15 protein-coding genes are annotated in these 16,369 nt (G+C 68.2%); 7 read left to right on the top strand and 8 right to left on the bottom strand.

The window, feature by feature from the left end; all coding sequences use genetic code 11:
• Positions 1 to 71 precede the first annotated feature (71 nt).
• The gene (locus tag ACQP0P_RS45425) at positions 72 to 542 is read right to left on the bottom strand and encodes a MarR family winged helix-turn-helix transcriptional regulator (protein WP_433368722.1); all 471 of its coding nucleotides are present in this window, start codon (positions 540 to 542) and stop codon (positions 72 to 74) included.
• 75 nt (positions 543 to 617) lie between these two features.
• Here ACQP0P_RS45425 and ACQP0P_RS45430 point away from each other — a divergent pair, with 75 nt between their 5' ends.
• The 3 genes from ACQP0P_RS45430 (at position 618) to ACQP0P_RS45440 (ending at position 5,970) form a co-directional block, all read left to right on the top strand.
• Entirely contained in the window at positions 618 to 2,711 is a 2,094-nt protein-coding gene (locus tag ACQP0P_RS45430) for an MMPL family transporter (RefSeq protein WP_433368725.1), read from the top strand.
• A gap of 595 nt (positions 2,712 to 3,306) precedes the next feature.
• The gene (locus ACQP0P_RS45435; RefSeq protein ID WP_433368728.1) at positions 3,307 to 5,613 is read left to right on the top strand and encodes an ATP-binding protein; all 2,307 of its coding nucleotides are present in this window, start codon (positions 3,307 to 3,309) and stop codon (positions 5,611 to 5,613) included.
• Between the two features lie 93 nt (positions 5,614 to 5,706).
• On the top strand, positions 5,707 to 5,970 hold the full coding sequence (locus ACQP0P_RS45440) for a PIN domain-containing protein (protein WP_433368731.1): 264 nt from the start codon (positions 5,707 to 5,709) through the stop codon (positions 5,968 to 5,970).
• 345 nt (positions 5,971 to 6,315) lie between these two features.
• Here the strand turns inward: ACQP0P_RS45440 and ACQP0P_RS45445 are convergent, their stop codons facing one another.
• Positions 6,316 to 7,476, bottom strand: a complete 1,161-nt coding sequence (locus tag ACQP0P_RS45445) for a cellulose binding domain-containing protein (RefSeq protein WP_433368734.1) — start codon at positions 7,474 to 7,476, stop codon at positions 6,316 to 6,318.
• Between the two features lie 663 nt (positions 7,477 to 8,139).
• On the opposite strand from ACQP0P_RS45445, the gene ACQP0P_RS45450 reads away from it, so the two are divergent.
• Positions 8,140 to 8,421 carry a hypothetical protein gene (locus ACQP0P_RS45450; protein WP_433368737.1) on the top strand — a complete coding sequence of 94 codons (282 nt, stop codon included), beginning with the start codon at positions 8,140 to 8,142 and terminating at the stop codon, positions 8,419 to 8,421.
• Between the two features lie 51 nt (positions 8,422 to 8,472).
• A complete protein-coding gene (fmdA, locus tag ACQP0P_RS45455; protein WP_433368740.1) occupies positions 8,473 to 9,729 on the top strand; it encodes a formamidase in 1,257 nt (418 codons plus the stop codon).
• 357 nt (positions 9,730 to 10,086) lie between these two features.
• Here the strand turns inward: fmdA and ACQP0P_RS45460 are convergent, their stop codons facing one another.
• Complete coding sequence (locus ACQP0P_RS45460; RefSeq protein ID WP_433368743.1) at positions 10,087 to 10,548, bottom strand: hypothetical protein; 462 nt, start codon at positions 10,546 to 10,548, stop codon at positions 10,087 to 10,089.
• Positions 10,549 to 10,752: 204 nt separating this feature from the next.
• Between ACQP0P_RS45460 and ACQP0P_RS45465 the strand changes: the two genes are divergently transcribed.
• A protein-coding gene (locus tag ACQP0P_RS45465; RefSeq protein ID WP_433368746.1) for an IS3 family transposase occupies positions 10,753 to 11,897 on the top strand; the annotation gives its coding sequence in 2 pieces (ribosomal slippage) (positions 10,753 to 10,966 and positions 10,966 to 11,897; 1,146 coding nt in all).
• A gap of 202 nt (positions 11,898 to 12,099) precedes the next feature.
• Here ACQP0P_RS45465 and ACQP0P_RS45470 read toward each other — a convergent pair.
• Positions 12,100 to 12,297: a hypothetical protein gene (locus tag ACQP0P_RS45470; RefSeq protein ID WP_433368749.1), complete on the bottom strand. Its 198-nt coding sequence runs from the start codon at positions 12,295 to 12,297 to the stop codon at positions 12,100 to 12,102.
• A 464-nt stretch (positions 12,298 to 12,761) separates the two neighbouring features.
• The gene (locus ACQP0P_RS45475; RefSeq protein ID WP_433368752.1) at positions 12,762 to 13,064 is read right to left on the bottom strand and encodes a dihydrofolate reductase family protein; all 303 of its coding nucleotides are present in this window, start codon (positions 13,062 to 13,064) and stop codon (positions 12,762 to 12,764) included.
• Between the two features lie 914 nt (positions 13,065 to 13,978).
• On the opposite strand from ACQP0P_RS45475, the gene ACQP0P_RS45480 reads away from it, so the two are divergent.
• Positions 13,979 to 14,413 (top strand): YybH family protein, encoded by a 435-nt coding sequence (locus ACQP0P_RS45480; protein ID WP_433368755.1) that lies wholly within the window; start codon positions 13,979 to 13,981, stop codon positions 14,411 to 14,413.
• A gap of 17 nt (positions 14,414 to 14,430) precedes the next feature.
• Here ACQP0P_RS45480 and ACQP0P_RS45485 read toward each other — a convergent pair whose 3' ends face one another.
• The 3 genes from ACQP0P_RS45485 to ACQP0P_RS45495 are packed head-to-tail and all read right to left on the bottom strand — an operon-like array spanning position 14,431 to position 16,277.
• On the bottom strand, positions 14,431 to 14,880 hold the full coding sequence (locus ACQP0P_RS45485; protein ID WP_433368758.1) for a YdeI/OmpD-associated family protein: 450 nt from the start codon (positions 14,878 to 14,880) through the stop codon (positions 14,431 to 14,433).
• A gap of 13 nt (positions 14,881 to 14,893) precedes the next feature.
• Entirely contained in the window at positions 14,894 to 15,442 is a 549-nt protein-coding gene (locus ACQP0P_RS45490) for a dihydrofolate reductase family protein (protein ID WP_433368761.1), read from the bottom strand.
• A gap of 58 nt (positions 15,443 to 15,500) precedes the next feature.
• The gene (locus ACQP0P_RS45495) at positions 15,501 to 16,277 is read right to left on the bottom strand and encodes an alpha/beta fold hydrolase (RefSeq protein ID WP_433368764.1); all 777 of its coding nucleotides are present in this window, start codon (positions 16,275 to 16,277) and stop codon (positions 15,501 to 15,503) included.
• Positions 16,278 to 16,369: the final 92 nt, after the last annotated feature.

Here is a 16,369-nt window from a genome sequence, read left to right on the forward strand (position 1 = left end):
CCGCTCGGTCGATCCCCGGTAGCCCCCGGCACCTCAACGCAACCGTTCGGCCCGCGCACTCGAAGACAAGGTCAGGAAGAACCCGACTCGGCTCGCAACACGCCAAGTTCCCCGTTCATAGCGTCGAGAAAGGCCGCCACGGTGCGCAACTCCTCCGGGCCGAAACGCCGCAGGGCGTTGTCCGTGCCACGCCCGAGCGGACCGAAGAAGGCCGCGGCGAGTTCCTTCGCCGCGTCGAGGTAGTGCAGGTGGACCACGCGCCGGTCGTGCGCGTCGCGAACCCGGCGGATGTGCCCGGCCCGCTCCAGCCGGTCGAGACACGCGGTGACGGCACCCGAGGTGAGGTTCAACTCCTCCCGCAACCGACCTGGAGTGATCGGCGACGGAGCGTCGAAGATCTTGATGAGGGCCTGGACATCCGTGGGGTGCAGCCCCTGCTCGTGGGCGAACTCATGGGCGAAGCGGTTGAACTCGGCGGTCATCCGGCGCAGTCGTACCGCGAAGGACTGCAGGTCGACGCCTGCCTCGCTATCGCCGTTCATGCCGTCATGCTACATTAACTCAACAGTCAAGTATCTCAATGCTAGAGTTACATGATATCACGGAAAGGTGATCTCATGGCGCGGCGACCGATCCGCTGGCTTGTTCCGGCACTGCTGGTGCTGGTCTGGCTGGCCGTCGGCGGAGGGCTGGGGCCGTTCGCCGGCAAGCTCACCGAGGTGTCCACCAACGACCAGGCCGCGTTCCTGCCGCAGAGTGCGGAGTCGACGCGCGTACTGGAAGTGCGGGAGGGGTTCCGCCAGGGTGAGACACAGCCACTCATCGTGGTGTGGACCGCGGACGGGAAGGACATCACTCCCGAGCAGAGCGCCGCGGCGACCCGGGCGCTCGCCTCGCTACGCGGCACCGAGGGCATCGTCGGGACACCCACGCCCGCCATCGGATCGGACGACGGCCAGGCGCTGCAGGGCGTGGTCCAGCTCAGCCCCGACCTTGAAGGCTCGCTCGGGGAGTTCCTGGACCGGATCGGCTCGGCGGTGGCGGTCGACGGCCTGCGGGCTCAGCTCGCGGGACCGGCGGCCACCCGAGCCGACCTGTCCGGCGCTTTCGCCGGGATCGACGGCCTGCTTCTCGGGGTGGCGCTGATCACCGTGTTGATCATCCTGCTGGTGGTGTACCGAAGCGTGCTGCTGCCTCTCGTCATCGTCATGGGCTCGGTCTTCGCACTGGGCCTGGCATGCGCCGTGGTCTACCTCCTGGCCGACCGCGGCATCGTCCGGGTCGACGGCCAGGTGCAGGGCATCCTGTTCATCCTGGTCATCGGCGCGGCCACCGACTACGCGTTGCTGCTGACCGCCCGTTTCCAGGAGGAGCTGGCCGCGACCGGCGACCGCTTCGCCGCAGGCCGCGTCGCGCTGCGGCGTTCGTTCGAGCCGATCGTCGCCAGTGCCGCCACGGTGGCCCTGGCTCTGCTCGCGCTGCTGCTCAGCAGCCTGACCAACAACCGCGCGCTCGGCCCGGTGGGCGCCATCGGCATCGTGTGCGCCGCCCTCAGCGCACTCACCTTCCTGCCCGCGGCTCTCGTCCTGCTGGGCCGCGCCGCCCTGTGGCCGGCGAAGCCGCGTCCGGCAGGCGCCGAGGCCCGCGGGATCTGGGGCCGGGTGGCCACCCTGGTCGACCGCCATCCACGCCGCCTCTGGATCGCCACCGTCCTTCCGCTCATCGGCCTCGCCCTCTTCGCGCCGCAACTGAACGCCAGAGGTGTGCCGCTGGACGAGACCTTCGTGAACGACGCGCCGTCGGTGGCGGCACAGGCGACGCTGAGCGAGCACTTCCCCGGAGGCTCGGGGCAGCCCGCGGTCATCGTCGTCCCCGCCGGGCGTGCCGCGGCCGTGGAGAAGACGGCCCGTGGCGTCGAGGGCGTGTCCGACACCGCGGCGGTGACCCGGAGCGGACGGCCGGGTGACACCCCCAGGATCGTCGATGGACTCGTGCTGGTGGAGGCGACGTTGAACGACGCGCCGGACGGCGACGCCGCCCAGGACACGGTCAAGCGCCTGCGTGCCGCGCTCGCCGCCGAGAACGGTGTCATGGTCGGCGGGTACAGCGCCCAGCGATACGACACGACGGAGACCGCGAAGAACGACACGCTGCTCATCGTCCCGGTCGTCCTGGCGATCATCCTGCTCATCCTGATCGTCCTGCTGCGCTCGCTGGTGGCGCCCGTGCTCCTGGTGCTCACCGTGGCACTGAACTTCCTGGCCACCCTCGGCGTCTCCGCGCTGGTCTTCACCCACGTGTTCGGATTCACCGGCAGTGACGCGTCCGTACCGCTGTACGGCTTCGTCTTCCTGGTCGCGCTGGGGGTGGACTACAACATCTTCCTGATGTCCAGGGTGCGCGAGGAAACCGCGCACCACGGGGCGCGAGAGGGTGTGCTGCGCGGGCTGGTCACCACCGGCGGGGTGATCACCTCGGCGGGCGTCGTGCTCGCCGCCACCTTCGCCGCGCTGGTGGTGATCCCCCTGGCCTTCCTCGTCCAGACAGCCTTCATCGTCGCCTTCGGCGTCCTGCTCGACACCCTGGTGGTGCGCTCCCTACTGGTCCCGGCGCTGGTACGGAATCTGGACACGCGGGCTTGGTGGCCCAGCCAGCTGGGCCGTGCCGGGGTACGGCAGCCCTCCCCGGAACCGACCAGGGCGTCGAGGTGATACCCGGCCCAGGCGGCGGAAGAAGCCGGACGCCTGCCCCCGGCACAGCTCTTCGGCGTGGTCGGAGCTCTGGGGAGAGAGCCCGGCGCCATTCCGTGACATCAAGGCGGCTGGGCTTGGCGAACCCGTCCGCGGAACCCGGCGGCCGGAGCGGGCCAGGCCACCCGCTCCGGCCGATCACCGACCGCTTGCGATCAGCGGCTCACCGTTCGCCCGTACCGGCCGTAGTGCCCGGCCGGCGAGTCGGTCTCGGTCCGGCTGTCCCCGGCCCGATGAACCTGCCGCCACATGTCGTCCTGCCGTAGCGCACGTCGCCGCGCCAGGGGCCGTATCGGACGGTCACCCCGCACGCCTCACCGCCGGCCGATCACGACGGCCAGGCCCGTCATGGCGATCGTCGGCACTGCCCCCGCGGCGAGCGCCGTCTTCGCGTGCGGAACGTCAACTTTCCTCCAGTGATAGGACCCGGTGAGGTCCCTCCAGCGAACCAACCGCGACGGTCCGGCGGCAGGCGCTCGACCGGCGGTTAACCGGCGGTTAGGCTGCGAACGCCGCGAACGTGATCGAATGCCGTGGACCGGAGAAAAGGGGATCCATGTTCGGCAGCGTGCTGCGTGACTTCCGGATTCGGGCACTGCTCACGCAGGAGGAGCTGGCCGCCCTGTCCGGCATCAGCGAGCGGCAGATCCGCGAGATCGAGTCCGGCCGCGTCGCGGTGCCCCGGTCCAGCACCGTCCGGGTGCTCGCCGACACGTTGAAGCTGTCCCCGGCGGACCGGGCCGCCTTCCAGCTCGCCGCGCAGCCGGACGCCGGACACCCACCGGCGCCCGCGCAGTTACCCGCCGACGTCGACGGATTCACCGGTCGCGCCGAGGCACTGCGCGCGCTCGACGCGGCCACAGCCGCGGTGGTCACCGTCTCCGGGCCCGCCGGAGTGGGCAAGACCTCACTCGCCGTGCATTGGTCCCACCTGGTCGCGCCGAGCTTCCCGGACGGCCAGCTGTACGTGGACCTGCGCGGCTTTTCCCAGCACACCACGGTCGATCCGGCCGAGGTGGTCCGCGGATTTCTGGACGCCCTCGGGGTGCCGCCCGACCGCATCCCGCCCGGCTTCGCGGCGCAGGTGGCGCTCTACCGCAGCCGGTCCGCCGACCGCCGCCTGCTGGTCGTGCTCGACAACGCCCGCGACGCCGACCAGGTCCGGCCGCTGCTGCCGGCCGGACCGGCCGCCCGCGCGGTCGTCACCAGCCGCCGGCAGCTCACCGCCCTGATCGCCGAGACCGGCGCCGCCGCGCTGACGCTGGACATCCCGGACATCGAGGAGGCGGTCGAGCTGCTCAACCGCCGGCTCGGCATCGGCGCCCCGCAGAAGACCGACTCGAACACCCGGTCACCCGCGGCCGAGGCCGGGCCGCACCGTTCCCGATCCGCGGCGAACACCGGCCGGCTCCCGTGGCCTGAGGTCGCGGACGGTCACGCCGTGGCCGCGATCGCGGCCGCGTGCGGACGGCTCCCGTTGGCGTTGGCGCTGGTCGGTGCGCGGGCGCGGCTGACCGGCTTCCAGCCCGAGGAGATCGCCGCGGAGCTACGCCACCCAGGAGGCCGGCTCGCGGCCCTCGAGATCGACGCCGTGTTCTCCTGGTCCTACGATGCGCTGAGCCAGGACGCCGCACGGCTGTTCCGGCTGCTCGGGCTCGCCGCGGGTGCCGACATCTCGGTGGCCGCCGCGGCCGCGCTGGCCGGCCGGGCGCTGCCCGATGTCCGGCGGACGCTGGCCGAGCTGACCCACGCCAGCCTGATCACCGAGCATGCGCCCGGCCGCTACCGGATGCACGACCTGCTGCACACCTACGCCGGTGAGCGCGCCCGGACCGAGGAGTCCGAGGCCGTGCGGCAGGCGGTGCTGACCCGGCTGCTCGACCACTACACGCACACCGCGTACCACGCGGAGCTGGTGCTGAATCCGGTGCGCGCGCCCATCCCGATGACCCTCGGCGCGCCCGCGGACGGAGCCGAGCCGAAACGCGTGTTCGACCTCCCGGCCGCCCTGGCATGGCTGAAGACCGAGCACGCGGTGCTGCTGACCGCGCTGCGGCAGGCCGAGGAGGAGGGCATGCACCGGCACGCGTGGCAGCTGAGCTGGGCGCTGGACACATTCCTGAACGACCAGCGGTGCTGGAACGACGAAGGGGCGGCGTGGGCGGTGGCGCTGCGCGCGGCGACCGCCATGACCGACCGTCCGGCGGCGGCGCACGCGCACCGCTTCCTGAGCGCGGTGAACGGCCGGCTCGACCGGTTCGACGACGCGCACGCCCACATGCGGCAGGCGCTCGAGCTGAGCCTCACCGCCGGAGACCGGGCGGGCGAGGCGGAAAACCGCTTCGTGCTGTCCTACGTGTACTGGCTGCAAGGCGACAGCGAACGTGCGCTCGACCAGGCCGAGCAGGCGTTGTCGCTCTTCACCGAGTTCGACGACCCGCTCTGGGCGGGCAAGGCCAGCCTCGCGGTGGGCTGGTACCACTCCGAGCTCGGCGCCTACCAAGAGGCGCTGCAGTTCCAGCTGCGAGCGCTGGAGCTACAGCAACGGGCGGGTAACCGGGCCAACGAGGTGGTCACCCTGGACACGCTGGGCCTGCTCTACCAGCGGCTGGGCGACCCGGAGACCGCGATCCGGCACTACGGGCGTGGCCTCCGGCTGGCCGGCACGATGGACAGCCCCGAATTACGGGCCCAGTTGCTCGGGCACCTCGGTGACGCGAGCGAGGCCACCGGGGACCCGCAGACGGCCCGCGAGCGCTGGCTGGAGGCGTACGAGATCTTCCGCGATCTCGGCCACCCTCAGGCCGGTGACCTGCGCCGCAAGCTCCAGTCGCCCGGCTCCCGGGCCGCAACCTGGAAGTAACGGAATGCCGACGGTACCCCATCCACAAAGGCCTGCCGGCCGGGGCGACGTGCCGCGCCCGCCATCTCCACCCCTACGAGCAACTCGGCCACGGTGATCGCGGCGATCACCACATCGTCGGCATCCCCGATCACCGCGTCCACAGAGGCCCTGGCCGAGGCCGCGAAATCGGCCTGGGACGAGACGAGCGAGTTGCAACGCGATCTCGCTGACAAGGGGTGGCACCAGAGCGCCTCCCCGGTCGATCTCCTCATGGCGGTGACGGCTCGGCATCACAAGCTCACCGTGCTGCATGCCGACGCCGACTTCGACACCATCTCCCGCCTGACCGGGCAGCCGTCGCGCTGGATCAGTTGACAATCTTCAGGGGTTCTCGGGCACGTCCCGTTCCAGCCGAGACGGACCGCTCCGGGGAGAGCGCACGCTTTATATGACGTCATCACCACGCGGGCGCCTTTCTTGGCACCCGCGCGACAGGTCGGCAACGGCCGCATCTGCTCCTGGCGGCTGTACTACTCACCGTGGAGCAATGCGACCGCCGCCTTCCCGGGAATCGCCATCATGACCGGCTGACGAATCGATCGAGCAAGAGGCCAGGCGGTCACGGCCGACCTCATGGATGAACATGTCGTGCGCGGCGGTGCTGGTCCGAACGGTACCGCCACGGGGACGCGCCACCGCGGCGGTACCGTTCGGACAGGGTCAGCCGGTGGCGCAGGTCCCTCCGTTGAGGCCGAAGCTCACGGGGGCGGGCAGGGGGCCGCTGTACGAGGCGGTGAACCCGACCTGGGTCGCCGAGCCGGGGAGGATGACCTTGTTCCACTGCCTGTTCGTGCCGGCGATCCGTGCGCCGGTCTGGGTCCAGTCCGCGGACCAGCCCGAGGTGAGGTGCGCGGTCGACGCCGGGTAGTCGACCGTCAGCGTCCAGCCGTCGATCGCGGTCGTACCGGTGTTGCGCACGGTGATCTCCGCGTTCAGCCGCGAACTCCACGTCGTCGCGCGGTACGACACCGTGCACGACGGGCCGGACGTCGGCGACGGGCTCGGGGAGGGGAGACCTTCCCTGGCGAGGGCGGACAGCGGGTCGGACGGCACGCTGAGATTGTCGGCCGCGTCCCTGGCGACCACGACGTAGGTGTAGCGCTGCCCGGTGACCAGGCCGGATTCGGTGAAGTTCAGGATCCCGGAAGAGGGGATCGTGCCGACCTTGGTGTAGGTCGTCGCGGTCTCGCGGTAGACGTCGTACGCCGTCACCGCCACGTTGTCGCTCGACGGCTGCCAGCAGAACGTGACGCCCCGGTAGTCCTGCAGGCAGGCGTCCTGCAGGCCGGTCGGCTTGGACGGAGGCACGCGGTCGCCCGGCAGAGGAGTCGGCGAGGCGGTCGGGGTCATCCCAACCGTCGCAGAGACCGTGATCAGGGCGGAGGGCGGGCTGACGTTCCCCGCCGCGTCCCTGGCCACGACGTACATCGTGTACAGGCGGTTCAGTTCGCCCGAGAAGCCGCCGACCGTGCCGGTCGTGGTGTTGGCGAAGACGAAGCCGCCGACATCCAGGCGGTACAGGTCATAGCCGACGACCCCGGTGTCGTCCGTCGAGGCGTTCCAGCAGATGGAGGCGTAGCCGGTCGGGCTGTTGGGGGCGAGCGGCACCGGGCAGGGCCGCTGTCCGGAGGGACGTGTCGGTGGGCTGGTGTCGTTGGCCGCCCCCGCCTGAACGGCCGCGTACCCGGCGTCCCTCGCCGGGACGGCGGCCAGGGCCATCTCTCCGGCCGGGCCGATCGCCAGTGCGGCGGTGAGTAACGCCAGGGTGAAAAGTCCGAGGGTGAGGAGGACCGCCCCCAAGGCTCGCCTGCCGAGTTGCATGATTCCCCTATCGAATTACGTCGGCGTGCGCCCTCCCGCGGTGATTGTGAACCATTTTCGACATCCCGTAAAGCCGTGATTTCCCAGGGCGACAACAGCACAGGTGAGCAGCGGTGGGTACGCGAGCACGGCCACCTGGAGACCGTCGTCCGCCGCGACCCTGCCACCCCGCTGGACCATGCAGGTAAGACATAGAGGAGTATTCGGCAAAAATCCCCCCGATCAGTCCCACGATCCACCGGTCGTCGGGCAGCGGCGCGGGGAGTCGCCCTCGCCCAGGCCACCGCGGCCTGTGACAGTCCGTCCAGGACCTCGCGGCGGCACTCGACGAGGTAGGAGACAGCCGAGCGCGAGGGGCTCCATGACCATCCACCTTGTGAGGAGCGCCTGGGTCTGAGGCACCCGTTTCAGGAGAGCGCGGCCGACAAAAAAGGCACTTGGTTTATGCATTGAGCGCGAAGGAACATCTCCTCGTATTTTCGCCTATGAGCTAAGCGATCTACCTTACCGTGCGAGCAAATTGGCGGAAATGAGATGGATCGCATTCCATTCACACGTTAAATCGCGGATACATCCGACTCTGAGACTGTTTCCCCAGGTCACGACGGTAGAGAGGGATCACGACCGGGAAGGAACGGTTCGGAGTCGTTCGAAGGGTGCGCTATGACGGTATATGCCTATCGGTGTCCGTACTGCTCGGAAATCGAGGTCACTTTTCCGATCGGCACCGCACCCGCCGCGGTGCCGTGCCCGGACTGCGGCGTGGCCTCGGTTCGGGCGTTCTCGGCACCGATGCTGGCGCGCACTCCGGCTGCCCTGTCCGCTCAGTTGCAGCGCGCGGAGCGCAGCGCCTCCGAGCCCGAAGTCGTCACGTCCCTGCCGCGGCGCCGTGCCGGAGGCGCGGTGGCCGCCCATCCCGCTGCCAGCCGCCTGCCGCGGCCGTGACCGTCTCCGTCTCGCAGCGCCGAGTCTCGCAGCGCCGAAAGGAATCCAGCCGTGCCAGAGTTGATTTTCCCGCTCGACTCGAAGAGGAAGTTCACCGACCAGGCCAAGATCGGCCACAACCGCTGGCACCCCGAGCTCCCGCCTGTGGCATGGGTCAAGCCCGGCGACAGCTTCCGGGTCCACTGCCGGGAGTGGTTCGACGGTGCGATCCACAACGACGACTCCGCCGAGGACATCCGTGACGCCCCGTTGACGAAGGTGCACGCGCTCAGCGGCCCGTTCGCGGTCGAGGGGGCCGAGCCGGGCGACCTGCTGGTCGTGGACATCCTTGACCTGGGGCCCATCCCCCAGGAAGACAGCGGCCCGCTGGCCGGTCAAGGCTGGGGTTACACCGGGATCTTCCCCACCAAGAACGGCGGCGGGTTCCTCACCGAGCAGTTCCCCGACGCCTACAAGGCGGTCTGGGATTTCTCCGGCCAGACTGCCACATCACGCCATATCCCGGCGGTGTCGTTCACCGGCATCACCCACCCCGGACTCATGGGCACCGCGCCGTCAGCGGCGCTGCTGTCGAAATGGAACGCGCGGGAGTCGGCGCTGAGGGCCACAGACCCGCAGAGGGTGCCGCCGCTGTCGCTGCCTCCCGAGCCCCGGGACGCCGTCCTCGGCTCTGTCCCCCCGTCCGACTTCGACCGGATCGCGGCCGAGGCGGCCCGCACCGCACCGCCACGGGAGAACGGCGGCAACCAGGACATCAAGAACCTCACCCGGGGCTCCCGGGTGTTCTACCCGGTGTACGTATCCGGTGCGAACCTGTCGGTCGGCGACCTGCACTTCTCGCAGGGCGACGGCGAGATCACCTTTTGCGGTGCCATCGAGATGGGCGGCTTCATCGACCTGCGGGTCGATGTCATCAAGGAGGGCATGCAGACGTACCGCGTCGGCGAGAACGCTATCTTCATGCCGGGCCGCACCGACCCTCAGTACAGCGAGTGGCTCGCCTTCTCCGGGGTGTCCGTCACCCTGGACGGCGAGCAGCGCTATCTCGACTCGCAGCTGGCCTACCAGCGGGCCTGCCTGCACGCGATCGACTACCTGACGGCGTTCGGCTACAGCCCCGAGCAGGCATATCTGCTGCTCGGCGCCGCGCCGATCGAGGGCCGGCTGTCGGGGGTGGTGGACATTCCCAACTCCTGCGCCACCGTCTACCTGCCAACCGCGATCTTCGACTTCGACGTCCGTCCCAGCGCGTCCGGCCCGCTCCGCGTGCCACAGGGCACCAGCGCACCGCACGCCGGCTTCGACTGAACCGCTGACCGCCCGTGCCGTATCCGACCGCCGAGTCAACCTGCACATCCTGTCTCAGAACCTTGGAGTAGGCATTTTTGCAGCTCAATGACTTTCAGACAGCTGTCACGATGGTGCGCCGCCTCATCGTGACCACCCCGGGCGACGACAGCCGACGGACAGTCCTGCGCCACGACCGCTCCTGAGCCAGGGATCACGCGGCGAGTACGTCGCCCGGAGGAACCCGGCCGCGGTCGACCCCGGGCCCTCAAGGCTGTGGACGGTTGCCAGCCCGTGCCTGTGTTGGTCGACGTTGTCGTCAGCCCTACATCCCGTAGCCGGCGGTCGAGACTTGAGGCGTTCCGAGAATCCTCGATGTCAACACCAGCCCCCGCCGCCGGTCATGGAAGAGGTCACGTCTACGTCGTACTCCTCGCCTTCCTCCTCCACGACCCACACGGAGAAGCCAACATCCCTACCACCAACGGACTTGACGAAGCAGCTCACCCCTTCACCATCCTCCCCCGGAGGGGGTTTCCAGCCATCCATGATCGCGGCGTCTCGATAGAAGGACAGCACATCGGCTACCGGGCCTGAAGAGCGATAGGACTGCAAGACGTTCACCAGCCGGCCATCACCGTAGCAACCGGACCTGCGTCCCCCCTGGGGCGTCGCGGTCACCGGATGAGCATCGAGAATGCTGAGCGTGGCCAAGGAAGCGGCGAGCCGGTCATCCTCAGCGGTACACCCATCGGGAAGCTTCAGGAAAGCGACAAGAGCCACCAAAGCAGCAGCGCCCACCACGCAGACGACAAGCACCGCAATCGTCGAGCGCTTCATGGTCGGGAGCCTAGATCCCTGCTTACTCACCGAACAAGCTTTTCTGTGGCTGTGCACCCGAGGCATCTGCTTCTTCGACCTGGTGACTCAAGTGCTTGATGGAGTTGACCCGGTTTGGTGGACACCTGATCTCTGAGGAACCCTGGTTCCTGGAAGAAGGAGTTCACTGTGCCGAACAACTATCTGCCGGAGTTTCGCCGGCAGATGGTGGAGCTGGTGCGCGCGGGACGGTCACCGGAGGAGCTCGCCAAGGAATTCGAGCCCTCCGCCCAATCGATCCGTGTCTGGGTGCGCCAGGCCGACCTCGATGACGGCCGCCGCCAAGACGGTCTGACCAGCGCCGAGAAGGACGAGCTGGCCCGGCTGCGCCGCGAGGTCAAAATTCTCCGTGAGGAGAAAGAGATCCTGCGTAAGGCCGCGGTTTTCTTCGCGCGGGAGACGGATCGGCCGAGATGAGGTTCCGGCTGATCGATGCGGAGAAAGACCACCACGGCGTCTCCCTGCCGGCCCGGGTGCTGGGTGTGTCGCGCCAGGGTTACTACGCCTGGGTCGGGCGCGGCCCCTCGGCTCGCGCCCGGCGTGATGCGGAGTTGACCGAGAAGATCCGCGCTCACCATCAGGCCTCCGATGAGATCTATGGGGCGCCGCGCATCCACGCCGACCTGCGCGAGGTTGACGGCATCGGCATCGGCCGCAAGCGGGTGGCCCGGCTGATGCGCGCGGCCGGGCTGGCCGGGGTGAGCCGCCGCAAGGGTATTCGCACGACGATCATGGATCGGAAGGCGGCCGCCGCCTCGGACTTGGTGAAGCGGAAGTTCACCGCGGCCGAGCCGAACCGGATCTGGACCGCCGGCATCACGTATGTGCCGACCTGGCAGGGCTTCCTCTACCTCGCCGTGGTGTTGGACGTGTTCTCCCGGCGGATCGTCGGCTGGGCGATGGCCGAGCACATGCGCACCGAGTTGGTCACCGACGCCCTGGCGATGGCGATCGGTCAGCGCCGCCCTGACGCCGGGGTGATTCATCACAGCGACAAGGGCGGTCAATATACCTCGCTCGCCTTCGGCCGGCGCTGTGAGCAGGCCGGAGTGCGTCCCTCGACCGGCCGCACCGGCACCTGCTTCGATAACGCGATCACCGAGAGCTTCTTCGCCTCGCTGGAGTGCGAACTGATCGACCGGCGTACCTTCCATACCAGGTCAGAAGCCGAACGAGCGATCTTCGCCTACATCGAGGGGCTCTACAACCCACGCCGTCGCCACTCCGCCAACGGACAACTCAGCCCCGCCGAATACGAGCGACGCCAAGCCCTCAAACCCATTCACGAAGACGACTATGCTGCCGCGTAGCCGAAAGCCCTGATGCGTCTACCGAACCGGGGCAACTCCAGAGACCTGGACACCCGTCACCGGCGACAACACGAGCATGTGCGGCATGCCCGCCAACCTCCTCCCGAGGTGAGGAAGCCGCCACCTGGCCCGTCGTCCGGGCCGTCCTCAACCCGTCCGCAGGCCTCCGTCGTGTTCCAGGAGGTTAAAGAGAGTTCGCGGCTCAACACCGACTCCGGTCGCTCACGGAGGAGCTCACGCTCACCTCGTAGTCATCGTCCTCCGTCTCCAGAAACAATACCGAGAGGTGAACATCTCTACCGCCGACGGACTTGGCAAAGCAGTTCACCACTCCGCCGTTCTCCTTCGGAGAGGGTTTCCAACCGTCCATGATCGCGGCGTCTTGATAGAAGGACAGCATCTCGGCCACCTGGCCCGAAGGGCGATAAGCCTGCCTGACAGTCACTGTCCGGTGGACACTGTCGCAACCGGATCCGCGTCCCCCCCGGGGCTTCGCGTGCGCTGGATGAGCATCGAGGATGCTGAGTGTGACCAGGGAGGCGATGAGCCGGTCATCTTCAGCGGTACACCCATCGGTTGACGCCGAAAAAGCAACAAAAGCCACTAAAGCAGCGCCGACCCCCATACAGACGGCCACGAGCACCGCGATTGTTGAACGCTTCATCATCAAAATCTAGCGCCCCTGCGCATTCGTTCAACGGATGGATGCGGATCCAGGGGGCGGTCCGTTCCCAGGAAGAAGCTGGCCGACCTTCTCAAGAACGCGGACGAGGCCGGTGGCGAGGAGTGCTGGGGAACAAAGTACTCGAGAGCCGCGAACCTGGGCTCCACGATGTGGCCGGCTCGGGCTAACGAGCCCGATGGTTACCTTCTCGGCGCGTACCGCATCGCCACCGCCCCCGAGGCGAGCTCCAGCCGGCTCACGAGCTTCAAGTCGACGTACTTCGATAGCCCCGCGAACAATGTCGGCCCGTGGCCCGCAATCCTGGGATGCACCACGAACTCGTACTCATCGATCAAGTCCAGCTCCGCCAACGCCAGCGGGAGCGTCACGCCTGCCACGAGTAGTCCCTTACCCGACTCCTGCTTGAGCTGCTGAACGGCCTTGCCCAGGTCCCCGCGCACGAGCTCCGCGTTCCAGTCGACCCGCTCCAGGGTGCTCGACACGACGTACTTCCTTGCCGCGTTGATCGTCTGGGCGAAGGGTTCCGTCCAATCAGGTCTCGACTCCGTCGGCGCCGACGGCCGCCACGCTGCTCGTACATCACCCGGCCAAAGAGAAGTGCATCGGCCTGGGCGAGGTTCTCGGTGTGGTGACGATGCATGTCTTCGTCCGCGGGAATTGCACGATGATCGCAGCATCCGTCCAATGTGACGTTGATGGAAAACCGAATGGGTCGCATTTCGCTCGCCTTGTCGCGTGTGGTCACGGGCGTGGTCTCCTCGTGGCTGGCGGATCCGGTCTGATGAGGGACGAACACCACAAGCGGTGCGTCGCCTCGGTTATGGCCGGCAGCATGCGGGGCGCTGCGCCGGTTATGCCGACGATGAGCATCACCTGAAGGCGCCGTGATCCAGTAAATTCGCAAGGTAAGTCTGACCAGAATCCGTGCCCCGTCGGCCAGATATACCTTGCGAGCAGCACGTCAAGAAAGGCCACGTCCAGCGAAGTGGCGTCCGGCGACTCCGCCGACGTGGCGAACGGCTCGCGCACTCCTGGAGCGTGCACGCCGTCCACGTCACCAGGTGGCGGATCATCTTGACGCGCTGCGCCTCGCCGCCCGACAGCGTGCCCGCCGGCCGCGCGAGCGAGCGGTAGCCCAGCCCTCGCGGACGCGGCGCAGCCGCGCGAGGTCGCGCAGGTGCTGCGCTGCGGCGGATCTGCTGGTCACCTGTGCGACGATTCCACGTCGCGCTCGGAGTCGCCCAGCGCATGGTGCCGCGCTGGTTCCGCGGTCCGACCCGGGTACCTGTCCGGAGTGCTCGTTCGGGCGAACGGCGAGGATCCCTTCCTGGGTGAGGCCGGCCCGCCGGTGCCTGTGGCCTGTCGCGGACCCGGGTGTGGGAACTAGCGTGTCCTTATGGCTGAGCACGCTCAATCCTCGTTCACCGTCGCCTCACTGCCGCGGCGGAAGGCCCTGCGGCCGCAGGATCTCCAGCCGCTCTTCATCGAGCGGGTCAACGCCCGCGATCTGGAAGGTCTCGAAGAGCTCTACGAGCCCGACGCGGTGTTGCACTATCCGGCCGGGAACGTCGCACAGGGGATCGAGGAGATCCGGCTGGTGTTGCGGGAATTCCTGGGCGCCGAGCCCCTCATGACGGCCGAGCCTGTCAGCGTGGTCCTCGCGGGTGACCTGGCGCTGACCTCGGGGGCCTGGACCATGGAGATCCCCGGGCCTGATGGCCGGCCCTTCCACGCGACCGGGCAGACGGCCGAGGTCGCGCGTTGCCAGGCCGACGGAACCTGGCGGATGATCATCGATGAGCCGGACTTCGTCAGGCCGCGGGCTGACTGACATGGGCCCCCGCTCCGTCAGCGGGTGAGCCCGTCCCGGAGCAGAGCGATCGTCTCGGAAAGGCGTCGCTGCCTGGTTTCGGGCTTCTTGGCTCCCTCGATCGAGAGAACGAACCACCGCTTCTTGCTGTAGGAGAGCCCGTCGAAGAACCTCCTGGCGTCGGTGTCACGGTCGAGGGCCTCGGCGAGATCGGCCGGTACGGTGACCTCACGGGATTCGGTGTCGAGTTCGAGCTCCACCACGACCTCGTCTCCTGCGGTGACCCTCGCGCTCGTTCGATTCTCCGCGCTGATCCCGATCATGTATCTGCCGCCCATGGATGCCACGGTCGAGCGGTAGGTATGGTCGTTGATCGTGACGCGGACAGGTGGCCGCCTACCCGCCCCAAGGTCGGCGACGACCTCGTCGGGCACCTGAAACCCCGTGGCGGTCTTGCCGGCCAACTCGAGTACGGCTCGGAACTTCATCGGTACTGCCCTTCTACGAATCAAGCACGGGCTGATAGGTCAGATGAAGGACTCCGGTGTTGAATCTCGCGGAGTCGATCAACCGCAACGGCGTCCGCCGACCGTCTGCGAAAAGGCGCCGGCCGTGGCCCAGGACGATGGGATGGACCAGCAACTGGAGTTCGTCCAGGACGTTCTCACGCAGCAGTGACTGGACCAGGGTGGGGCTGCCGCTGATGGTGATGTTGTTTCCTGGTTCCTTCTTGAGCTTGGTGAGCTCGGTGGCGACGTCGCCGCCGATCAGGGTGGAGTTGTGCCACCGCACCGTGTCCAAGGTTGTGGAAGCGACCAGCTTGGGCATGGCGTTGATCCGCTCCGCCAGCGGCACCTCGCTACCGCGCTGTGGCCAGGAGGCGGCGAACACCTCATAGGTGGCCCGCCCGAGCAGCAGGGTGTCGGCCTGGTGAAACTGCTCGGCGACCACGTCGCCCATCTGTTCGTCGTAGTAGGGGAAGTGCCAATCCTCGGGGGCCTCCATGACGCCGTCCACGGACACGAACAGCTGCGCGATGATTTTCCTCATGCCGTCTCCTATGGGGTGGTGAGCCGCTTCGCGCCGGAGTGACCGGCACAGAGCGGTTTCAGGCAGCGAAGAACTCGGCCAGGACGGGGGTGATGGCCGCCGGGTCGACGTTGTGGGGCTGACCGGTCAGGGTGCGGCGGCGGGGGTTGGGCAGGGCGGTGGCGATCGCCTCGGCGGCAGCGCTGATCCACGGAATGGTCGCGCCGTCGATCACGATCGCGGGGACGGTGAGGGCGGCCAGGTGTTCGGCGGGCAGGGTGAAGTCGCCGGCGAGCTCGGCGTCGTAGGCCAGGGCGGGCGCTGTGGCGCCCATCCCCTCCCAGAACGGGCTGGCCTTCATCCCGGCGACGAATTCGGCCGGCATGAGCACCGCCTCCAGGAAGAACAGCTCCAGCATGTCGCCGTAACGGCCCTGCTCGCGCAGCGCGAACTGCTGGTCGCGATAGTCGGCGGGGACGGCCGGGCGGGTGCCGGGGAGGATGTAGGGCACCTCCCACAGCGCCAGCTTGGTGATGGGCAGGCCGTGCGCCGCGGCCCGGATGGCGAGCAACCCGCCGCCGGAGGTGCCGTACACCATCGCCGACCCGCCCGCCTCGGTGATCAAAGCCTGCAGGTCCTCCAGTTCGCGCTCCACCGTGTACGGGTGCGTGTCGCCGCTCTCGCCCCGGCCACGCCGGTCGTAGTTGTACACGGTGAAGCCATCGGCCAGCAGGTCGGCCACCGGCGTGTTCGTCGACCGGTCGGTGGGCCCGCCACCGATCAGGACGACCGCCGGCCCCTCACCGGTCCGGTCGTAGGCGATGGGGGTGCCGTCGGCGGAGATGACCTTGTTCATGAGGTTTCCTCTCGGTTAGCTCTAGTACTGGACCGTATAGTACTCATTTGAGTACTGGTCCGTCTAGTACTAAAGTGGAGGCGAGAAGAGGA

It is taken from the genome of Streptosporangium sp. CA-115845, assembly GCF_050943795.1.
Classification (GTDB): Bacteria; Actinomycetota; Actinomycetes; order Streptosporangiales; family Streptosporangiaceae; genus Streptosporangium.

Excerpts from the sequence above, each read along its gene's own strand:
- ACQP0P_RS45490 (WP_433368761.1), bottom strand. The coding sequence starts at position 15,442 with ATGAGGAAAATCATCGCGCAGCTGTTCGTGTCCGTGGACGGCGTCATG.
- ACQP0P_RS45470 (WP_433368749.1), bottom strand. The coding sequence starts at position 12,297 with ATGCTGTCCTTCTATCAAGACGCCGCGATCATGGACGGTTGGAAACCC.
- ACQP0P_RS45450 (WP_433368737.1), top strand. The coding sequence starts at position 8,140 with ATGACGGTATATGCCTATCGGTGTCCGTACTGCTCGGAAATCGAGGTC.
- ACQP0P_RS45480 (WP_433368755.1), top strand. The coding sequence starts at position 13,979 with ATGGCTGAGCACGCTCAATCCTCGTTCACCGTCGCCTCACTGCCGCGG.
- ACQP0P_RS45425 (WP_433368722.1), bottom strand. The coding sequence starts at position 542 with ATGAACGGCGATAGCGAGGCAGGCGTCGACCTGCAGTCCTTCGCGGTA.
- ACQP0P_RS45445 (WP_433368734.1), bottom strand. The coding sequence starts at position 7,476 with ATGCAACTCGGCAGGCGAGCCTTGGGGGCGGTCCTCCTCACCCTCGGA.
- ACQP0P_RS45485 (WP_433368758.1), bottom strand. The coding sequence starts at position 14,880 with ATGAAGTTCCGAGCCGTACTCGAGTTGGCCGGCAAGACCGCCACGGGG.
- ACQP0P_RS45435 (WP_433368728.1), top strand. The coding sequence starts at position 3,307 with ATGTTCGGCAGCGTGCTGCGTGACTTCCGGATTCGGGCACTGCTCACG.
- ACQP0P_RS45430 (WP_433368725.1), top strand. The coding sequence starts at position 618 with ATGGCGCGGCGACCGATCCGCTGGCTTGTTCCGGCACTGCTGGTGCTG.
- ACQP0P_RS45460 (WP_433368743.1), bottom strand. The coding sequence starts at position 10,548 with ATGAAGCGCTCGACGATTGCGGTGCTTGTCGTCTGCGTGGTGGGCGCT.
- ACQP0P_RS45495 (WP_433368764.1), bottom strand. The coding sequence starts at position 16,277 with ATGAACAAGGTCATCTCCGCCGACGGCACCCCCATCGCCTACGACCGG.